General features: G+C 72.8%; 17 protein-coding genes. 8 read left to right on the plus strand and 9 right to left on the minus strand.

Features of this window, described 5'->3' with window-relative positions; all coding sequences use genetic code 11:
- Positions 1 to 12 precede the first annotated feature (12 nt).
- The 3 genes from ASE25_RS16095 to recR form a co-directional block, all read right to left on the minus strand.
- Positions 13 to 1284, minus strand: a complete 1272-nt coding sequence (locus ASE25_RS16095; RefSeq protein WP_056774091.1) for an aspartate kinase — start codon at positions 1282 to 1284, stop codon at positions 13 to 15.
- 130 nt (positions 1285 to 1414) lie between these two features.
- Positions 1415 to 2002, minus strand: coding sequence for a DUF5063 domain-containing protein (locus tag ASE25_RS16100; protein ID WP_056775244.1), 588 nt, complete (start codon positions 2000 to 2002; stop codon positions 1415 to 1417).
- 247 nt (positions 2003 to 2249) lie between these two features.
- The gene (recR, locus tag ASE25_RS16105) at positions 2250 to 2849 is read right to left on the minus strand and encodes a recombination mediator RecR (RefSeq protein WP_020145767.1); all 600 of its coding nucleotides are present in this window, start codon (positions 2847 to 2849) and stop codon (positions 2250 to 2252) included.
- Between the two features lie 111 nt (positions 2850 to 2960).
- Between recR and ASE25_RS16110 the strand changes: the two genes are divergently transcribed.
- A complete protein-coding gene (locus ASE25_RS16110) occupies positions 2961 to 3329 on the plus strand; it encodes a hypothetical protein (RefSeq protein WP_200959139.1) in 369 nt (122 codons plus the stop codon).
- 22 nt (positions 3330 to 3351) lie between these two features.
- Here ASE25_RS16110 and ASE25_RS16115 read toward each other — a convergent pair whose 3' ends face one another.
- The 4 genes from ASE25_RS16115 to ASE25_RS16130 all read right to left on the minus strand — a co-directional run bounded on the left by ASE25_RS16115 (position 3352) and on the right by ASE25_RS16130 (position 7492).
- Positions 3352 to 4482, minus strand: coding sequence for a HoxN/HupN/NixA family nickel/cobalt transporter (locus tag ASE25_RS16115; RefSeq protein ID WP_235508710.1), 1131 nt, complete (start codon positions 4480 to 4482; stop codon positions 3352 to 3354).
- A 45-nt stretch (positions 4483 to 4527) separates the two neighbouring features.
- Positions 4528 to 5202: a 1-acyl-sn-glycerol-3-phosphate acyltransferase gene (locus ASE25_RS16120; protein WP_056774096.1), complete on the minus strand. Its 675-nt coding sequence runs from the start codon at positions 5200 to 5202 to the stop codon at positions 4528 to 4530.
- Positions 5203 to 5319: 117 nt separating this feature from the next.
- Positions 5320 to 6078: a class I SAM-dependent methyltransferase gene (locus ASE25_RS16125; protein WP_056774098.1), complete on the minus strand. Its 759-nt coding sequence runs from the start codon at positions 6076 to 6078 to the stop codon at positions 5320 to 5322.
- Positions 6079 to 6130: 52 nt separating this feature from the next.
- A complete protein-coding gene (locus ASE25_RS16130; RefSeq protein ID WP_056826601.1) occupies positions 6131 to 7492 on the minus strand; it encodes a hypothetical protein in 1362 nt (453 codons plus the stop codon).
- A gap of 91 nt (positions 7493 to 7583) precedes the next feature.
- Between ASE25_RS16130 and ASE25_RS16135 the strand changes: the two genes are divergently transcribed.
- Complete coding sequence (locus ASE25_RS16135) at positions 7584 to 8450, plus strand: LysR family transcriptional regulator (RefSeq protein WP_056774104.1); 867 nt, start codon at positions 7584 to 7586, stop codon at positions 8448 to 8450.
- A 229-nt stretch (positions 8451 to 8679) separates the two neighbouring features.
- Here the strand turns inward: ASE25_RS16135 and ASE25_RS16140 are convergent, their stop codons facing one another.
- Positions 8680 to 11367 carry a DNA polymerase III subunit gamma and tau gene (locus ASE25_RS16140; protein ID WP_056826603.1) on the minus strand — a complete coding sequence of 896 codons (2688 nt, stop codon included), beginning with the start codon at positions 11365 to 11367 and terminating at the stop codon, positions 8680 to 8682.
- 209 nt (positions 11368 to 11576) lie between these two features.
- On the opposite strand from ASE25_RS16140, the gene egtB reads away from it, so the two are divergent.
- A complete protein-coding gene (gene egtB, locus ASE25_RS16145) occupies positions 11577 to 12866 on the plus strand; it encodes an ergothioneine biosynthesis protein EgtB (RefSeq protein WP_056774111.1) in 1290 nt (429 codons plus the stop codon).
- The gene (gene egtD / locus ASE25_RS16150) at positions 12863 to 13843 is read left to right on the plus strand and encodes an L-histidine N(alpha)-methyltransferase (protein WP_056774114.1); all 981 of its coding nucleotides are present in this window, start codon (positions 12863 to 12865) and stop codon (positions 13841 to 13843) included. The genes egtB and egtD overlap by 4 nt, the downstream gene beginning before the upstream one ends.
- A gap of 27 nt (positions 13844 to 13870) precedes the next feature.
- Here the strand turns inward: egtD and ASE25_RS16155 are convergent, their stop codons facing one another.
- On the minus strand, positions 13871 to 14500 hold the full coding sequence (locus ASE25_RS16155) for a TetR/AcrR family transcriptional regulator (RefSeq protein WP_056826605.1): 630 nt from the start codon (positions 14498 to 14500) through the stop codon (positions 13871 to 13873).
- A gap of 89 nt (positions 14501 to 14589) precedes the next feature.
- Here ASE25_RS16155 and ASE25_RS16160 point away from each other — a divergent pair, with 89 nt between their 5' ends.
- The 4 genes from ASE25_RS16160 (at position 14590) to ASE25_RS16175 (ending at position 17180) form a co-directional block, all read left to right on the plus strand.
- On the plus strand, positions 14590 to 15057 hold the full coding sequence (locus tag ASE25_RS16160; RefSeq protein ID WP_056826607.1) for an SgcJ/EcaC family oxidoreductase: 468 nt from the start codon (positions 14590 to 14592) through the stop codon (positions 15055 to 15057).
- Positions 15054 to 15782, plus strand: a complete 729-nt coding sequence (locus ASE25_RS16165) for a hypothetical protein (protein ID WP_056826609.1) — start codon at positions 15054 to 15056, stop codon at positions 15780 to 15782. Before ASE25_RS16160 ends, ASE25_RS16165 begins: the two co-directional genes overlap by 4 nt.
- 157 nt (positions 15783 to 15939) lie before the next feature.
- Positions 15940 to 16401, plus strand: a complete 462-nt coding sequence (locus ASE25_RS16170) for a DUF3817 domain-containing protein (protein ID WP_056826611.1) — start codon at positions 15940 to 15942, stop codon at positions 16399 to 16401.
- 122 nt (positions 16402 to 16523) lie between these two features.
- Entirely contained in the window at positions 16524 to 17180 is a 657-nt protein-coding gene (locus tag ASE25_RS16175; protein ID WP_056774128.1) for an ATP-binding cassette domain-containing protein, read from the plus strand.

The following is a 17180-nucleotide window of genomic DNA, read 5'->3' on the forward strand; positions in this document are numbered from 1 at the left end:
CGGTCGGCGCGCTCAGCGGCCGGTGCCGCCGTAGACGATGGCGTCCTCGGTCGAGTCGAGACCGAAGGCGGTGTGCACGGCGCGGACGGCGTCGTCGAGGTCCTCGGCCCGGGTCACGGCCGAGACGCGGATCTCGGACGTCGAGATCATCTCGATGTTGATGCCGGCCTCGGCGAGCGCGCCGAAGAACTTCGCCGAGACGCCGGGGTGGCTCTTCATGCCGGCGCCGACGAGGGCGATCTTGCCGACGCCGTCGTCGAAGCGGAGGTCGGCGTACTCGACCTCGTGCTTGATCGACTGGAGCACCGACATCGCCTTGGGGCCGTCGGCCTTGGGCAGTGTGAATGAGATGTCGGTCTTGGCCGTCTCGGCGGCCGACACGTTCTGCACGATCATGTCGATGTTGAGGCCGGCTTCGGCGATGGCCCCGAAGATCTTGGCCGCGATGCCGACCCGGTCGGGCACGCCGACGATCGTGATCTTGGCCTCGCTGCGGTCGTGGGCGATGCCGGCGATGATCGGTGCCTCCACGGCGCCTTCTCCTTCGTAGGGGTTGTCCTTGATCCACGTACCGGGCTTTCGCGACCACGACGAGCGGACGTGGATCGGGATGCCGTAGCGGCGGGCGTACTCGACGCAGCGCAGGTGCAGGATCTTGCTGCCGTTGGCGGCGAGGTCGAGCATCTCCTCCATCGAGAGGACGTCGAGCTTGCGGGCGTTGGGCAGCACGCGCGGGTCGGCGGTGAAGACGCCGTCGACGTCGGTGTAGATCTCGCAGACGTCGGCGCCGAGCGCCGCGGCGAGGGCGACGGCGGTCGTGTCGGAGCCGCCGCGGCCGAGAGTCGTGATGTCCTTCGTCGTCTGGCTGACGCCCTGGAAGCCGGCGACGATCGCGATGTGACCGGCGTCGAGCGCGCTCTGGATGCGGCCCGGCGTCACGTCGATGATGCGGGCGGCGCCGTGGGCGTCGTCGGTGATGACGCCCGCCTGGCTGCCGGTGAAGGAGCGCGCCTCGGCGCCGAGCTGGGCGATGGCCATCGCGACGAGCGCCATCGAGATCCGCTCGCCCGACGTGAGCAGCATGTCGAGCTCGCGGGCCGGCGGAGCCGGCGTGACCTGCTCGGCGAGATCCATCAGCTCGTCGGTCGTGTCACCCATCGCGGAGACGACGACGCAGACCGAGTGGCCCGCCCGCTGCGTCTCGACGATGCGCCGGGCCACCCGCTTGATGGCCTCGGCGTCGGCAACGGACGACCCGCCGTACTTCTGGACGACGATGCTCACACTGGCTCCGGATCTCCTCGGTGGTCTGCGGCGGCTCCGAGTCTAGGCGCGCGCACGGGACGTCCACCGGGACGTCGCGATGGTGAGATGTGCGCCGATTCGTCCCCGGCGCCGCACGTTCTTGCGCGGGCTACGGGTGCAGCGCGTCGAACTCCGCCTCGCCCACGGCCTCCTCGTCGGCGTCGAGCCGCAGGTGGGCGAGGATCGAGTGGAGTGACCGGAGCGCCATCATCCCCCGGTCGCCCCAGTTGGACAGGTAGCCGAACTGCCACCACCACAGCGCCTCGAGCCTCCGACCGGCGGCGTAGTGCTTGAGCCCATGGCTCAGCGACACCGCCACGTCGACGAGGTCGTTGGTGATCGACCCGTCGGCGCGGTCGGAGGAGGTGATCGGGTCGATGACGTAGACGTAGTCGTCGATGCCGACGAAGACGTTGGCGAGGCCCGTGCGCAGCGGGTCCGAGTCGTCGTCGGCCGCATCCGGCTCGAAGCGCTCCTCGGGCACGACGTCCTGGATGGCGCCGAGTCGTGCCCCGGCGACGAGCACCTGCGACAGGGCGAGGGTCAGCAGCGGCAGCGCCGTCTCGGGGGAGCTGCCTGACGCGACCTCCGTGACGGACGTGAGGAAGGCGCTCGCCTCCGCGGCGGTCAGGTCGGCGAGACCCGACAGGTCGTCGATCTCGCCCGTGTGGCCCTCGTCCAGCGGCTCGTCAGTCATGGCCCCCAGCATGCCGTATGCCGTGTCGCCCAGTCGCGCCCGGAGCCACCCGGAGCCGTCGGAGCCGTCCGCACGCCCCCTAACCCACTCGAGTGAGCGCCCAGTCCCACTCGAGTGAGCGCCCAGCCCCAGCCACCACGCGTCCGTGTTGCGAAGCGCTCACCCGAGTGTTGCGGAGCGCTCACTCGACGGGAGGGCGGCGGGACGGCATACGTCCTCGGTGGGCCTGGGCCCCCCGGGCGGTGGGTCAGGCGTCGACGCGGCGGCGGCCCTCGAAGGCCCGCCCGAGGGTCACCTCGTCGGCGTACTCGAGGTCGCCGCCGACGGGCAGGCCCGACGCGAGACGCGTCACGGTGAGGCCGACGTCGCGCAGCAGCCGGCTGAGGTAGGTGGCCGTGGCCTCGCCCTCGAGGTTGGGGTCGGTCGCGATGATGACCTCCTGCACCTCACCGGAGGCGAGGCGCACCATGAGCTCGCGCACCCGCAGGTCGTCGGGACCGATGCCGTCGATGGGGCTGATCGCGCCCCCGAGCACGTGGTAGGTGCCACGGAACTCACGGGTGCGCTCGATGGCGACGACGTCCTTGGGCTCCTCGACGACACAGATCGCCGTCTGGTCGCGGCGCGGGTCGGCGCAGATGCGGCACCGCTCGGCCTCGGCGACGTTGCCGCACTGCTCGCAGAAGCGGACCCGGGCCTTGACCTCGGTCAGCGCCGTGACGAGCCGCGTCACGTCGTCGGAGTCGGTCTGGAGCAGGTGGAACGCGATGCGCTGGGCGCTCTTGGGACCGACTCCGGGGAGTCGTCCGAGCTCGTCGATCAGGTCCTGCACCGCGCCTTCGTACACACCGCAACACTAAGCCCCGCAATCACCTGCTGCGCACCGCCGCACCGGACTAGCGTGGTGAAGCAGAGTCAGGGGCGACGGGTCGAGCGGGGTGTCGGAGTGGGTGACCAGATGGACGACCGGACGGTGTCCCGGCGCAGCGAACGCATCCAGGGCGCCGTGCCCTTCCGGACGATGTTCGGCTTCCGGATGCACTCCGGGTACGCCGAGCGCCGGCTCGAGCCCGGAGTGCTCGACTTCACGTTCGGCGACCCCCACGAGCTGCAGGTGCCGGCCCACGCCGATGCCCTCCGCGAGGCCGCGGTGCCCCGCGACGCGCTGTGGTTCGCCTACAAGCAGAGCGAGGTCGCGGCACAGGCAGCGGCCGCGGCCTCGCTCGAACGGGTCGTGCCGATCGGCTGGGGCGACACCGCGACGGCCGAGTCGGTCGAGGCGGCCCTGCCGCACTTCCGCGACGCGTTCGAGGCCGCCCGCACCTGACCGCGCGCGGCTCGCGCCACGATCAGTCGGCGAGCGTCGCCGACCACCGCTCCTCGATGCGCCCGAGCCGCCACACGGCGAGCGCCACGGCCCAGGTGAGGACGAAGAGCCCGACGATCCAGAAGCCGACGTCGCCGAGGTCGATCGAGCCGACCCACGCGACCGGTCCCGACGTGACGTCGAGCTTGTCGGCGAGCAGCCCGACGAGCTCGATGACGCCGATGAGGAGGGCGACGGCCACCGACAGCGACGTGACGGTGATGTTGTAGAAGATCTTGCGCACCGGCCGGTTGAACGCCCAGCCGTAGGCGACGCTCATGAACGACCCGTCGAGACTGTCGAGGAGGGACATGCCCGCGGCGAAGAGCACGGGAAGGGTGAGGACGGCATACCAGGGCAGGGCGGCCGCGGCGGCGCCGCCGGCGATGACGAGCAGCCCCACCTCGGTCACCGTGTCGAAGCCGAGGCCGAAGAGCAGCCCGACCGGGTACATGTGCCAGGGCTTGCGCACGGCCCGCGTGACGCGCCCGAGGATGCGGTTGAGGAAGCCGCGCTTGTCGAGCTGCCGCTCGAGCTCGGCCTCGTCGTAGTGCCCCGAGCGCATCCGGCGGAAGACCTTGAGGATGCCGACGAGTGCCGCGAGGTTGATGAGACCGATGAGGACGAGGAAGACGCCCGAGACGGTCGTGCCCCAGACGCCGGTGGCCTGCTGCAGCGCGGAGCCGTCGTCCTCGAGGGCGCCGGCGAGCGCACGGATGCCGAGGGCCACGAGCATGACCATGACGAAGACGACCGACGAGTGCCCGAGGCTGAACCAGAAGCCCACGCTCATCGCCTGCCGGCCGTCGGCGAGCAGCTTGCGGGTCGTGTTGTCGATGGCGGCGATGTGGTCCGCGTCGAAGGCGTGGCGCATCCCGAGGGTGTAGGCCGTGACGCCGAGCCCGACCCCGAAGAGCTGGCCGGCGACGCGGTACTCCGCCGGGGCCACGACGAGGACGAGCAGTCCCCAGCCGACGACGTGCAGCAGGGCCACGAAGGCCGCCATCCCGACGAGGCTGCGTCGCTCGTCCCGGGAGAGCCGCCGACGCACGGCCGAGCGCGGGCCCGAGCCCGAGCGCGGGCCCGAGCGCGGGCGGGGGGACGTCAGGGTCACGGCCCCACGCTAGATGCGACTGGGTCGCATCTGCAACGCCCGCCCTCAGATGGCGGGCTCGCCGCCCGGCACCTCGTTGTACGTGTCGACGCGCTCCTGGCCACTCAGCTCCGCGATGGCCTCCATGACCCGGTCGGTCAGCAGGCGCCGCGCCTTGCCCGCGGGCATGCCGGCGTACTCCTCGACCCCGATCGGCTCACCGAAGCGCACCGTGACCTTCGCGAGCCGCGGGAAGCTCGCCCCGACAGGCTGGATGTCCTCGGTCCCGATGAGCCCGACCGGCACGACGGGGACCTGCGCGGTGAGCGCGAGCCACGCCACGCCCGTACGCCCGCGGTAGAGCCGGCCGTCCCGCGAGCGCGTGCCCTCCGGGTAGATGCCGAACGCGTCGCCCGCCTTGAGCACCTCTAGCGCGGCGTCGAGGCTCTCCTGCGCGGCGGTCGGCGAGTGCCGGTTGACCGGCACCATCCCGACGGCGCTGAAGAAGCCCTTGCGCACGAAACCGCCGACACCCGTGCCCGTCCAGTACTCCTCCTTGGCGAGGAAGCGCACCTGCCGCGGCGAGGCGAGCGGGATGGCGAAGGAGTCGATGAACGACCGGTGGTTGCTCGCCACGACCACGCCGCCTTCGCGCGGGATGTTCTCCTTGCCCTCGATGGTGGGCCGGTACAGCGCATGGGACAGCGGGTACAGGAGGTTGCGCCCGAGGCTGTAGAACATGGGCCACAGCCTAGGGCCGTCCACCGGCCGTCCGGTGTGGGGCGTGCGTCGCAGCGGCCCGGTGTTCACCCCTTGGTATGCCGGGTGGCGGACCCGAGCACGTCGGGCGCAGACGCGTCAGGCGTGGGCGCGAACGGCCCAGGCGGTGGCCATGATGTAGAAGGGCGGCGCGGGCAGCAGTTCGCGGCAGTGCTCGCGCAGGCGGACGCGTCCGACCTCGTCGAGGCTCTGCACGTGCGCCCCCGCCGGGCCGACGCCGAGCGTGTAGGGGTCCCACCAGTCCTCGAAGGTCGGGTGCCGCACGGTGACCGTGAGCGCGGTGTCCTCGATCTGGTTGAGACCGGCCCGGTCGCAGAGGTGGGCCAGCTCGCCCTCGCGGACCCCGCTCATCCCCGACTCGTCGTCGACGCCGGGGTCGAGGTCGCGGGCCGCCTGCCAGAAGACGGTGAGCGGCGCTCCCCCACCGGCGAGGTCCCACACGCACGCCGAGACGGTCCCGCCCGGCCGCGTGACCCGAGCCATCTCGTGGAGGCCGAGCACCGGATCGGCCATGAAGCTGACGACGAGCTGGGCGAGCGCGTGGTCGAAGAGGTCGTCGGGAAAGGGCAGCGCCTCGGCCGTTCCGGTCTGCACGTCGAGGGTCGGGAACGACTGGCGCAGGGCGGCGAGCAGCTGTTGCGACGGGTCGACCGCCGAGACCCCGTCGACGCCCAGCCGGTCGATGAGGACTCGGGTCAGGGCGCCGGTCCCACAGCCCACGTCGATGGCCCGACCCGGTCCGGCCACACCGGACCAGTCGGCAAATCGTGTGGCGAGCGGCCCCGAGTAACGCCCCATGAAGCGGTTGTAGGCGTCCGCCGCAACCTCGAAGGTCACCTTGCGACGCTACTCCCGGGAGGCGTACGCCCACGGGTGAATGAACATTCTCCTAACCCCGAGTCAGCAGCTGCCGCAGGCGTCCCCGGCCGAGGTGACCGGCGGGGGGACTCCTCAGGTCGGAGGGCGCGGCCGCCTCGCCGGCCGTGAGACCGGCGACGAGCGCGACGGCCGCCGTGACCAGCCCGGTCAGGGCGAGGGTCGGGCGAGGACCCGCATGGTCGATCACGAAGCCACCGGCGAGCATCCCGACGGAGACGGTCACGTCGACGAGGATCGACTGGCCGGCGAGGGCCGCTCGCCGGGCGGGGCCGTGGGTCCGGGTCAGCAGAACCTGCATCATCGCGCGGATGCCCACGACGGTCACGGCGCCGGCGGCGGCCGCGCACACCCCGACGGTGACCGGCGTCGTCCACACCGCCATCGCAGCGAAGGCGAGGCCCTGTCCGACCCAGGCGACCGTGGCGAGACGGAGGGGCTGCGCGGACGGCGGGCGCCGCGCGATCGCGAGGGTCATGACGAGCGAGCCGAGGCCGTATGCCGTCAGGGCCGTCGCGTAGAGGGCGCCCGCCCGCCCGGTCCGCTCCCCCTCGAGGGCCAGCCCGAGAGCGAAGGCGAACCACAGCAGGCAGCTCGTCCCGCGCATGACCCAGCCGCGCAGCACGTCGGGGTGGTCCCGGACCGAGGCCAGGATGCCCGGCGCGGGAGCCGGTGCCATGGCGGCCGACAGGGCGTCGGCTCGCACAGTCGAGCGGCCGGTGGCGACCGGGGTGACCGGGGCGACCGGGGCGACCGGGGCGACCGGGGCGATCGGCACGACGACGCGGCGGACGAGCAGCGCCGACACCACGAGGGCGAGACCCTCGACCCAGAGCAGGGCGTGGGTCCAGCCGAGCTGCACCCCGAGCCCGGCCAGTGCCGGCCCGACGACCATGGCGCCTCGGCGCAGGGCGTCGTCCCACGTGATGACGCGGATCGCGGCGCCGCCACCGACCCGGTCACCGAGGTCACCGAGCACGGCCGTCCGCCCCGGCGAGGCGAGGGCGTCGGAGACCCCCACCGCGAGGCCGGCGACGGCGAGCATGACGGGGTGCAGCGCGCCGAGGGCGAGAGCAATGGGGACGACGAGGACCGCGCCGGCCTGCCAGAGGGAGACGAGGGCGAGTCCCCGTCCGTCGCTCAGACACTGGCGCAGGCGGCGGGCCCACCACGGGGACGTGATGACCGGGAGACCGGCGAGACCTCCGACGAGCCCCGCCATCGCCGCCGAGTCGAACTCGCGGAGCACGACGAGCGGAAGGGCGATCTGCGTGAAGCGGTAGGCGAGGTGCTCGATGGCGTTGGACAGGAGCAGGATCCGGATGGGGCGAGTCGGTGGGTGGTCGGCGTTCTCGGTCGTCAGGGTCGCGGTCACGGATTCCAGCCTCGGCGCGTGCCGAGCTCGGCGGTAGAGAGCATGATCTGCGCACTACCCATAAGGTGGACTTATGGACACATTGGTTCAGGTGCCTGATGTCGAGGACCTGACGCTCGTGCTCACCCTGCACCGAACCCAGTCGCTCGGGGCGGCGGCGCGGGAGCTCCTCGTCAGCCAGCCGGCCGCTTCACAGCGCCTGTCCCGGCTCGAGAGGCGTTGTGGGACAGTCCTCTTCGCGCGCAGCTCACTCGGCACGACGGCGACCCCGGCGGGTCTCGAGATGGTCCGGCAGGCCGAGCACATCCTCGGTCACCTGCACGGCGTCTTCGCGGCCGTCCGTTCGTCAGCGGCAGCGCGCACCCTGCGGGTGGGCACGTTCGCCGGCATCTCGGGCTATGCCTTCCCGGCGCTCGACGAGCTCGTCGGCGACGCCGTGCGGCTCTCGACGGTGGTGCACCATGGCGGCGAGATGATCGAGCTCGTGGCCGAGGGATCGATGGACGCGGCCCTCATCGGGATCGCCGAGCAGGTGCAGCTGCCACCCCATGTCGTCGCCCACCGTCTCGGCACCGACGAGCTCGTCGCCTTCGTCGCGTCGGGGGTGCAGCCGCCACGGCGCGGCAACCTCCCGTTCCTCGACCGGGTCGTCACGTACGCCCCCTACGACAACTCCGGCCCGCTCATCGCCGAGCGCATCGCGGCCCTCGGCGGCACGCCCCGACACGCGGCGACGGCTCCCGTGGCGCTCGAGATCTCACGCCGACGCGACGGAATCGCCATCGTGCCCTCGAGCGCGGCCCGGATGTCAGGACGTCCCGGCGACCGCGTCATGGCCTCACGGGTCGACCTCCCGGTGCGCCTGTCGGTCATCGCGCGCGGTGAGCTCGACCCGGTCCTCGCTGCGGCCCTCCCAGCCCTGGCCCGAGCCCTCGGCCTCCGCCGACGCCCCTCCTGACCCCCGCCCCACTCGATCGAGCGCCCGACCCCCTCGAGTCAGCCCCCAACCCCAGTCGAGTGGCCCTGCAGTCACACCTGTCACAGCGGTCGGCGCCTCTGCCTGGTCGAGTTGGCCCCGTCGTGGTGCGCGAGGGACGGCGAGGCCACGCGAGTGGGCTCGATGGGGGATGCGCATGCTGGCGGGCCGGCTCCGCTGGGAGCGGAGCCGCGCGACTGGGCGGGCTGGGTCAGTTCTCGAGCTCCTGGACGACCCGACCGCCGAGCACCTTCTCGATGACGGAGCGCCCGACGTCCCCGGACTGCTCGATGTCCTCGTCGTCGTCGCTGACCGCCGAGTCGTCGGTGACCGGCTGGCGCGGCTGGTCGTCGTCGGTGGGGCGAGAGCCTCCGGCGCGCGACCGGGCCTGCGCGAACGACTGCCGGACGGCACTCGCCCCACGCACGGCGGAGTCGGTGGGCACGTCTCCCCCGCCGGACGACCCCGCGGCTGCCGGGGCGGTGGCCCCCGCGGCGGGCGCTACCGGCTGACCAGCCGCACCCGACGCCCCGGACGCACCGGAGGCACCGGCCGCCGGCGACTCCCCGGCGGGCGCGGTGGCCCAGTCGGGGGCGGGCCCGGTCGCCGAGCCCCAGCCGGCGTTGTCCTCGAGCGAGCGGCCGGAGACCGGGCTCAGCCCGGCATCGGCGAGGGCGGTCGCGCCGCGAGAACCGGTGGCAGACGCGCCGCCTCCTGCGCTCGGGGACGATCCACCGGATCCGCCGGCCCCGCCCGGAGCGCTGTCTCGGGAGCCGGCGGACTCATGCCCCGCGCCGGGATCACCCCACGACTGGCGGCCTGCGCCGCCATCACCCTGCTGGCCCGATGGCTGACTGACGTCCGGACCACCGGGCGCACCCTTGCTGGGCGGGTCCGGGAGCCCGGGCGGGACCACTCCGGGCGGCGGCGCGACGGGGGCCTGCTGCGAGACCGCGTCGACGTGGATGCCGTCGACGATGGCGTCGACGCCGAGCTCGTCGATGAGGGCCTGCCGGACGATGTCGGCGTGGTTGCCGGCGCGGAAGGTCTGCGTCAGGCCGGCCGTCGCGATGCCGAGGGTCAGCTTCTTGCCGTCGAAGGCCGTGACCTGGGCGTTCTGGGACACGAAGGTCCAGGTGATGCGACGCATCGTGAAGATGCGACCGAGCACGTTGGGCCAGGCCCGGCGGATGGCATCGGTGTCCATGCCACCGGCAGGAGCGCCGTCGGCCCCGGCGCCAGGGTCGTCGGTGCCGGTGGACGCTCCGCCCGCCGATTGCGACGCGGGCGCGGACGGCGACGACGCGGACCGGGCCTCGTCGGAGGCACCGGCGAGGTGCTGACCCCCGGTGTGCGACTGGTCGACGGACGACGGGCCGCCGACGGACTCGTCCGGCGTCATGACCGGCGGGGAGCCGACCTCGGCCCGCGCGGCGTCGACGCGGCCCGCATCACCCGGACCCGACGGACCAGCCGTCGCGGCAGCAGCCCCGCCGGGGGTGTCGACGCCGGTGCTGCGACCGCCCCCACCCATGCCACCGGCGGCGTGCGAGGCGCCTGACCCGCCACCCGACGGTGGCGTGTAGTCGGAGACGGTGCGCGGCGGCGCGGACACGGCCGAGGTCCCGGAGGCCGACGGCCCGGACGGGGCCGTGGCCGGAGCCGAGGGCGGGGCGGGAGGCGCGCTCATCGGCGCCCCCACGGGCGGGACGTCGGCACGGGCGGCGGTCGGGACCCCGCCCACGTCGAGGCGCCGCTCGAGACGGTCGAGGCGGGCGGCATACCCCTGCTCGCCGGAGGCGGCCGGGAGGAGGATGCGGGCACAGATGAGCTCGAGCTGGAGCCGGGGCGCGGTGGCACCGGTCATCTCGGTCAGGCCGGTGTTGACGATGTCGGCCGCCCGCGACAGCGCGCCCGGGCCGAATGCGGCCTGCTGCACCCGCATGCGCTCGAGCTGGTCCTCGGGGACGCCGCGCAGCACCTGCGAGACGCCCTCGGGGATGGCCGCGACGATGATGAGGTCGCGCAGCCGTTCGAGGAGGTCCTCGACGAAGCGGCGCGGGTCGTGGCCCGACTCGATGACCCGGTCGATCTGGCGGAAGGTCGCGGCGCCGTCACCGGCGGCCATCGCGTCGACGGTGCTGTCGAGCAGCTCGCCGTCGGTGAAGCCGAGCAGCGACACGGCGCCGTCGTAGGTGAGCCCCTCGGGACCCGAGCCCGCGATGAGCTGGTCGAGCACCGACAGCGAGTCACGCACGGAGCCCCCGCCGGCGCGCGTGACGAAGCTGAGCACGCCCGGCTGCACCGCCACGTGCTCGGACTCGAGCAGCCGCTCCATGTACGTCGACAGCTTGGCCGGCGGGACGAGGCGGAAGGGGTAGTGGTGCGTGCGCGAGCGGATCGTGCCGATGACCTTCTCGGGCTCGGTCGTCGCGAAGACGAACTTCACGTGCTCCGGCGGCTCCTCGACGATCTTGAGCAGCGCGTTGAAGCCCTGCGGCGTCACCATGTGCGCCTCGTCGATGATGTAGATCTTGAAGCGGCTCTGCGCCGGGCCGTAGCTCGCCCGCTCGCGCAGGTCGCGGGCGTCGTCGACACCACCGTGGCTCGCGGCGTCGATCTCGATGACGTCGACCGAGCCGGAGCCGCCGCGCGCGAGCGCCACGCACGAGTCGCACGTGCCGCACGGGATCGGCGTCGGGCCCTGCTCGCAGTTGAGGCAGCGCGCGAGGATGCGCGCGCTCGTCGTCTTGCCGCAGCCGCGCGGGCCGCTGAAGAGGTAGGCGTGGTTGACCCGACCCGTGCGCAGCGCCTGCATGAGCGGCTCCGTCACGTGCTCCTGGCCGATGACGTCGGCGAAGCTCTCGGGCCGGTAGCGGCGGTACAGGGCGGTGGCCATGCCCGAAACCCTAACCGCCACGACCGACGCCGGGAACGCCGACCGAGCAGCCGGCGGCGGCGCACCGTGCGGACGGTCGGGACCGTCGAAAGGGTGAACAGCTCCTTACGGACCGCTGGTCGGACGAGCGACTGTCACCGGGTATGCCTAGGGTCGATTCACCGGTCCGCGGTGCACGGTGCACCAGCGGCCGACGGAGGAGGTCACCCATGCCCGACCCGACCTGGGACGCCGACACGCTCGTCGCCCGCTACGACGAGGTGCGAGCCCACACCGAGACGCTCGCCGCCCCGCTGTCCCCCGAGGACCAGACCGTCCAGACGATGCCCGACGTGTCGCCGACGAAGTGGCACCGCGCACACGTCACGTGGTTCTTCGAGACGTTCGTGCTCGCCGACCACGAGCCGTCGTTCAAGCCCTACCAGGACCGCTACTGGTTTCTCTTCAACAGCTACTACGAAGGCGTCGGGCCCCGCTATGCCCGCGCCGAGCGAGGATTCGTCACCCGCCCGGGCGCCCACGACGTCGGGCTCTACCGCGCCGACGTCGACTCGCGGATGCGCGACCTCGTCACGACCCTCGACGGCGGTTCGCTCGAGAAGCTCACGTCCACCATCGAGCTCGGCTTCCACCACGAGCAGCAGCACCAGGAGCTGCTCCTCATGGACATCAAGCACGTCCTGTCGGTCAACCCCCTCCAGCCGACGTACGCCGGCAGCCCCCTCGCGCCGTCGGCTCCCGACCCGTTGGGCTGGGTCGACGTCGAGGGCGGCCTCGTCGAGGTGGGTCACCGTGGCGGCGGGTTCAGCTTCGACAACGAGCTGCCGCTGCACCAGCAGTGGCTCGAGCCATACCGCCTCGCCGACCGCCTCGTCACCAACGGCGAGTGGCTCGAGTTCATGGCCGACCGCGGCTACGAGCGCCACGAGCTCTGGCTCTCCGACGGCTGGGGGAAGGTGCGCGCCGAGGGCTGGCGGGCGCCCTTCTACTGGTCCGAGGTCGACGGGGTGTGGTTCGAGCACACGCTGAGCGGCACCCGGGCCGTCGACCCGGGGCTCCCGGTCAGCCACGTCAGCCACTACGAGGCCGACGCGTACGCCACGTGGGCGGGCAAGCGGCTCCCCACCGAGGGCGAGTGGGAGCACGCCGTCGTCGCCGACGGCCAGTCCGAGCCGCCGGCCACCGGCGCCAACCTCGCCGACACCGAGACGTTCCACCCGCGCGCGGCCGGCCCGAGCACCGGCCACTTGCGCCAGGTCTACGGCGACTGCTGGGAGTGGACGAGCTCGGCCTACCTGGCCTACCCCGGCTACCACGCGCCGGCCGGCGCCATCGGCGAGTACAACGGCAAGTTCATGTCGGGCCAGATGGTGCTGCGTGGCGGGTGTGCCCTGACCCCGCCCGGTCACGCCCGGGCGACCTACCGCAACTTCTTCCCGCCGGGCTCACGCTGGGCGCTGTCCGGCGTCCGCCTCGCCGACGGCGGTGAGCGCCGATGAGCGCCCGCGAGCCGGTCGTCACCGTCGCGCTCGACCCCGACTGGGCGTCGGAAGCGCTCGTCGACGACGTACGCCGTGGGCTCGGGTCGCAGCCGCGCACCCTGCCGCCGAAGTGGCTCTACGACGACGCCGGCTCCGACCTCTTCGACGAGATCACGCGACTGCCGGAGTACTACCCGACCGAGCGCGAGCGGGCCATCCTGCGCGACCACGCCGCCGACATCGTGACCGCGTGCGACGCGACGACCGTCGTCGAGCTCGGCAGCGGCACGAGCGACAAGACCCGCACCCTGCTCGACGCGTTCGCCGCGCGCGGGAGCCTCGAGCGCTTCGTCCCGGTCGACGTGTCCGAGCAGACCCTGCGGGACGCGGCGACGATGCTCTCGGAGCGCTACCCGTCGCTGCGCGTCGAGGCCCTCGTCGGCGACTTCACGCTGCACCTCGGGCACCTGCCGCGAGGCGGGCGGCGGCTCGTCGCCTTCCTCGGCGGGACCATCGGCAACTTCTACGTCGAGGAGCGGGCGGCCTTCCTCGGGGCCCTGCACGACAGCCTCGAGCCCGGTGACTGGTTCCTGCTCGGCACCGACCTCGTCAAGAGCACCGACCGGCTGATCGCCGCCTACGACGACAGCCGCGGAGTCACGGCGAGGTTCGTCACGAACTGCCTGCGCGTGCTCAACCGCGAGCTCGGCGCCGACTTCGACATCGAGGCCTTCTCGTACGTCCCGTTCTGGGACCCGCGTCAGGAGCGGATGGACCTCCGGCTGCGCGCCGACATGCCGCAGCGGGTGAGCATCCCCGGTGCCGACCTGACGTTCGACCTGGCGCACGGCGAGGAGATCCGCGTCGAGATCTCGACGAAGTTCCGCCGCGAGAGCCTGCGCGACGAGCTGGGCGCGGCCGGCTTCACGGTCGAGCGCACGTGGACCGACGACGACGGCGACTTCGCCCTGACCCTCGCCCGACGGGACGGCTGACCGGGGCCATCCCGAGGGCGGTGCGGGTCAGGCCAGCAGCAGGCCGGTGAGCGCCTCGACCCACCACTGCTCGACCTCGTCGACGGACCAGCCGCGCTCGCGCGTCGCGATGTCGAAGGTCTGGATCGAGCACACCGTCGCATAGACGTCCAGGGCCCGGTCCAGCGTGAGTCCGTCGCGCAGCGCCCCGCTCGGCCACGACGCGAACAGCCTCCGCCGGTTCGCGTCGCCGCGGGCCCGGCCCTGCTCGTACGCCGCGGCGAGCGCGGGCTCGTTGCGCCCACCCTCGACCGTGAGCCGCAGGCCGTCCCCACCGCGCTCGAAGAGGCGCCGATCGAACCGGATGAACGCAGCGAGCTGCCCTCTCGGGTCACCCTGCGCCGCCTCGATCTCGCGGGTGACCTGTTCGACCCCGGCATCCAGCTCACCGCCCTCGACGAGGGAGGTCGCGAGCCCCGCCTTGGTGCCGTAGACCGCATAGACCGTGGCCTCGGAGACGCCGGCATCCGCCGCGACCGAGCGCACGCTCGTGCCCGCCCACCCCGACTCGACGAAGCGCTGCCGGGCGGCGCGGGCGATGCGTTGCCTCGTCTGCTCGGCCTGCTCCTCGCGAAGGGAGGAGTGGTAGGCGCGAGGGGAGGGCTCGGAACTCTTCACGGAAACCACTGTACAGGTCGGCTGAGCGGTTCTATATTGACTGAGTATTGCTCAATCAATCATGAGCAACTCACTCAAAGGAGAGCACCATGAGCACGACCCAGCTGGACCCGTCCGCCACCGAAGCCGCGCCGCACACCGCCGCCACCGAGCGGTCCGGCGCCGACAGGGCCGCCGCCGACACGGCCGCTGCCGTCCTGCGGCGCCTCGAGTCGGCCTGGAACGCCGGCGACGGCCAGGGCTTCGGCGCGCCCTATGCCGCGGACGCGGCCTTCGTGAACATCCGCGGCGAGCACCACCGAGGACGCGACGCCATCGCCGGCGGACACGCGGGGATCTTCGCGACCATCTACGCCGGCAGCACGAACCGGATGGAGCTCGTGGACGCACGCCACCTCGCCGACGACGTCATCGTCGCGACGTCGCGCAACACCCTGGACGTCCCGAGCGGTCCACTGGCCGGCATCCACGCCGCCACCTCGACCTCGGTCCTCGTCCGCGTCGGCGAGACCTGGCAGATCGCCGTCACCCACAACACCCTCGAGGCCACGCGATGAGCGCCCTCGTGGGCGGGACGGTCGGCGAGGCACTCGCGGGCCGCGCGGCCGAGACCAACACCACCCCCGCGTCGGAGCGCACGTCCGCCCCATCCCGCCTCGCGCGTCGCGCCGCCGTGGTCTTCGGCGTCGGTGGAGCCCTGCTCGCCGTCGGCGGGACGATGCACCCGCACGAGACGTCGGGTTCGATGCACGAGAGCCTTCTCGCGCTCATCGGGTCCCCGGCCTGGCTGCCCGCACACGCCGTGCTCCTCGCGGGCATGCTGACGACACTGGTCGGCCTCGTCCTGCTCCGGCGCCACGACGCCTTCCCGGCCGGGGTCCGTCCGTGGCTCACCGGGACGATCGTCGCCTGGGCCGTCGCGACGCCGGAGTTCGTGCCGCACCTGCTCGCCGGCGGCGAGCACGACGCACTCGAGGCCGGCGGCGCGACCCCGATGGTCGACACCCATCTGGCGCTCTCGACCTTCACGACCCCGCTCGTCGGCGTGTCCGCCGCCCTGCTCGCCGTCGCGGTCGCACGGGCGGCGGCGACGTGGCCCGCCCGGATCCTCGCCGTCCTCGGAGTCGTCGGGGGTCTCGGTTTCGCTATGGCCGCACCACTGCTGGCGGTCACGGGCAATCCGCAGGTTTCGAACCTCTTCGCCGCGCAGACCCTCATCGACGTCTGGATCATCGGCACGAGCGTCCGCGTCGTCCTGTCCGAGAGGGCGGCGCGGCGCTGACCCCGACGCGCCGCCCGAGGTATGCCGTCGCGCCCGGCCGCGACGGCATACCCCTGGGCCGGGGACGTGGGACTCATCCGTCGGGGTGCCCGCGGAAGCCTTCCTGGCGTTTGGCACACTGGGCACTCCAGTACGACACGATGTAGGAGATCCCCGCATGACCCCTCGTTCCCTCTACCGCCGGATCGCCCTCGCGGAGGTGGTGACGTGGGCGCTGCTCCTGCTCGGGATGGTCCTCAAGTACGTGACCCACACGACCGAGCTCGGGGTCAGGGTCTTCGGACTCGTGCACGGCGTCGTCTTCATCGCGTTCTGCCTCGTCACGCTCCTGCTCTGGGTCAACCAGCGCTGGACCGCCCGAGAGGGCCTGCTCGGCCTGCTCAGCGCGGTGCCGCCGTTCCTCACCGTGTGGTGGGAGCGACGCCTCGAGCGTCGCGGACGCCTCGACGGCGGCTGGCGCCTCGGCCGCGGCGGCGACACCCCGGCCACTCCGGCCGAACGCCTCGTCGCCGCCCTGCTCGCCCGGCCGTTGGTCGCCGTGGGTGTCGGCGTCGTCGCGGTACTCGCGCTGACCGGCGTCGCCCTGCTCCTGGGCCCGCCCGTCGGCACGCAGGGCTGACCCGGCGCCCCGCGTCGCCCCTCACGGCTCGTGGGTACCTCCTCCCGGTCAGGGCATTCCGAGCCGGGCGGCATACGGTGGCTTCCGACAGCTCGACCGGGTCGACGAAGGGATGGAAGCAGATGGGTGCGGTCGCAGTGCTGACCGGTGAGGTCCGTGCGGAGGGCGTCGGCAAGACGATCGACGAGACGACCCTGCTGCTGCCGACCGACGTCAGTGCCGACCCCGGCGAGTGCATCGTGCTCCGGGGTCCCAACGGCTCGGGCAAGACGACCCTGCTCCGGATCATCGGCGGGCTGCTCGTGCCCAGCACGGGAACCGCGACCATCGGCGGCCGCGAGGCCGACGAGCGCGACCGGACGGTCCGCGCCGCCGTCGCCGCCCTGCTCGGCGCGCCGACGACCTACCGCGACCTGACCCTCGTCGACCACCTCGTCCTCATCGACTCGACGTGGGGCGGTGACCCGGCCACGTCCGACGACCGCAGCCTCGCCCTCCTCGACCGCCTCGGCATCGCCCACCTCGACGACCGCTTCCCGCACGAGCTGTCGTCGGGTCAGGAGCAGCTCTTCCGGCTCGCGCTGACGTTCTCGCGCCCCGCCAGCGTCGTGCTCCTCGACGAGCCCGAGCAGCGGCTCGACACCGGCAAGCGGCAGGTCGTCGCCGAGCTGATCCGCGAGCGCACCGAGTCCGGCGGCACGGTGGTCATGGCCTGCCACGACCCCGACCTGACGGCCACCCTCGCGACCCGCGTGGTCGACATCGTCCCGGCGCGCTGA

Source organism: Terrabacter sp. Root85, from assembly GCF_001429185.1.
Taxonomy (GTDB): domain Bacteria; phylum Actinomycetota; class Actinomycetes; order Actinomycetales; family Dermatophilaceae; genus Terrabacter.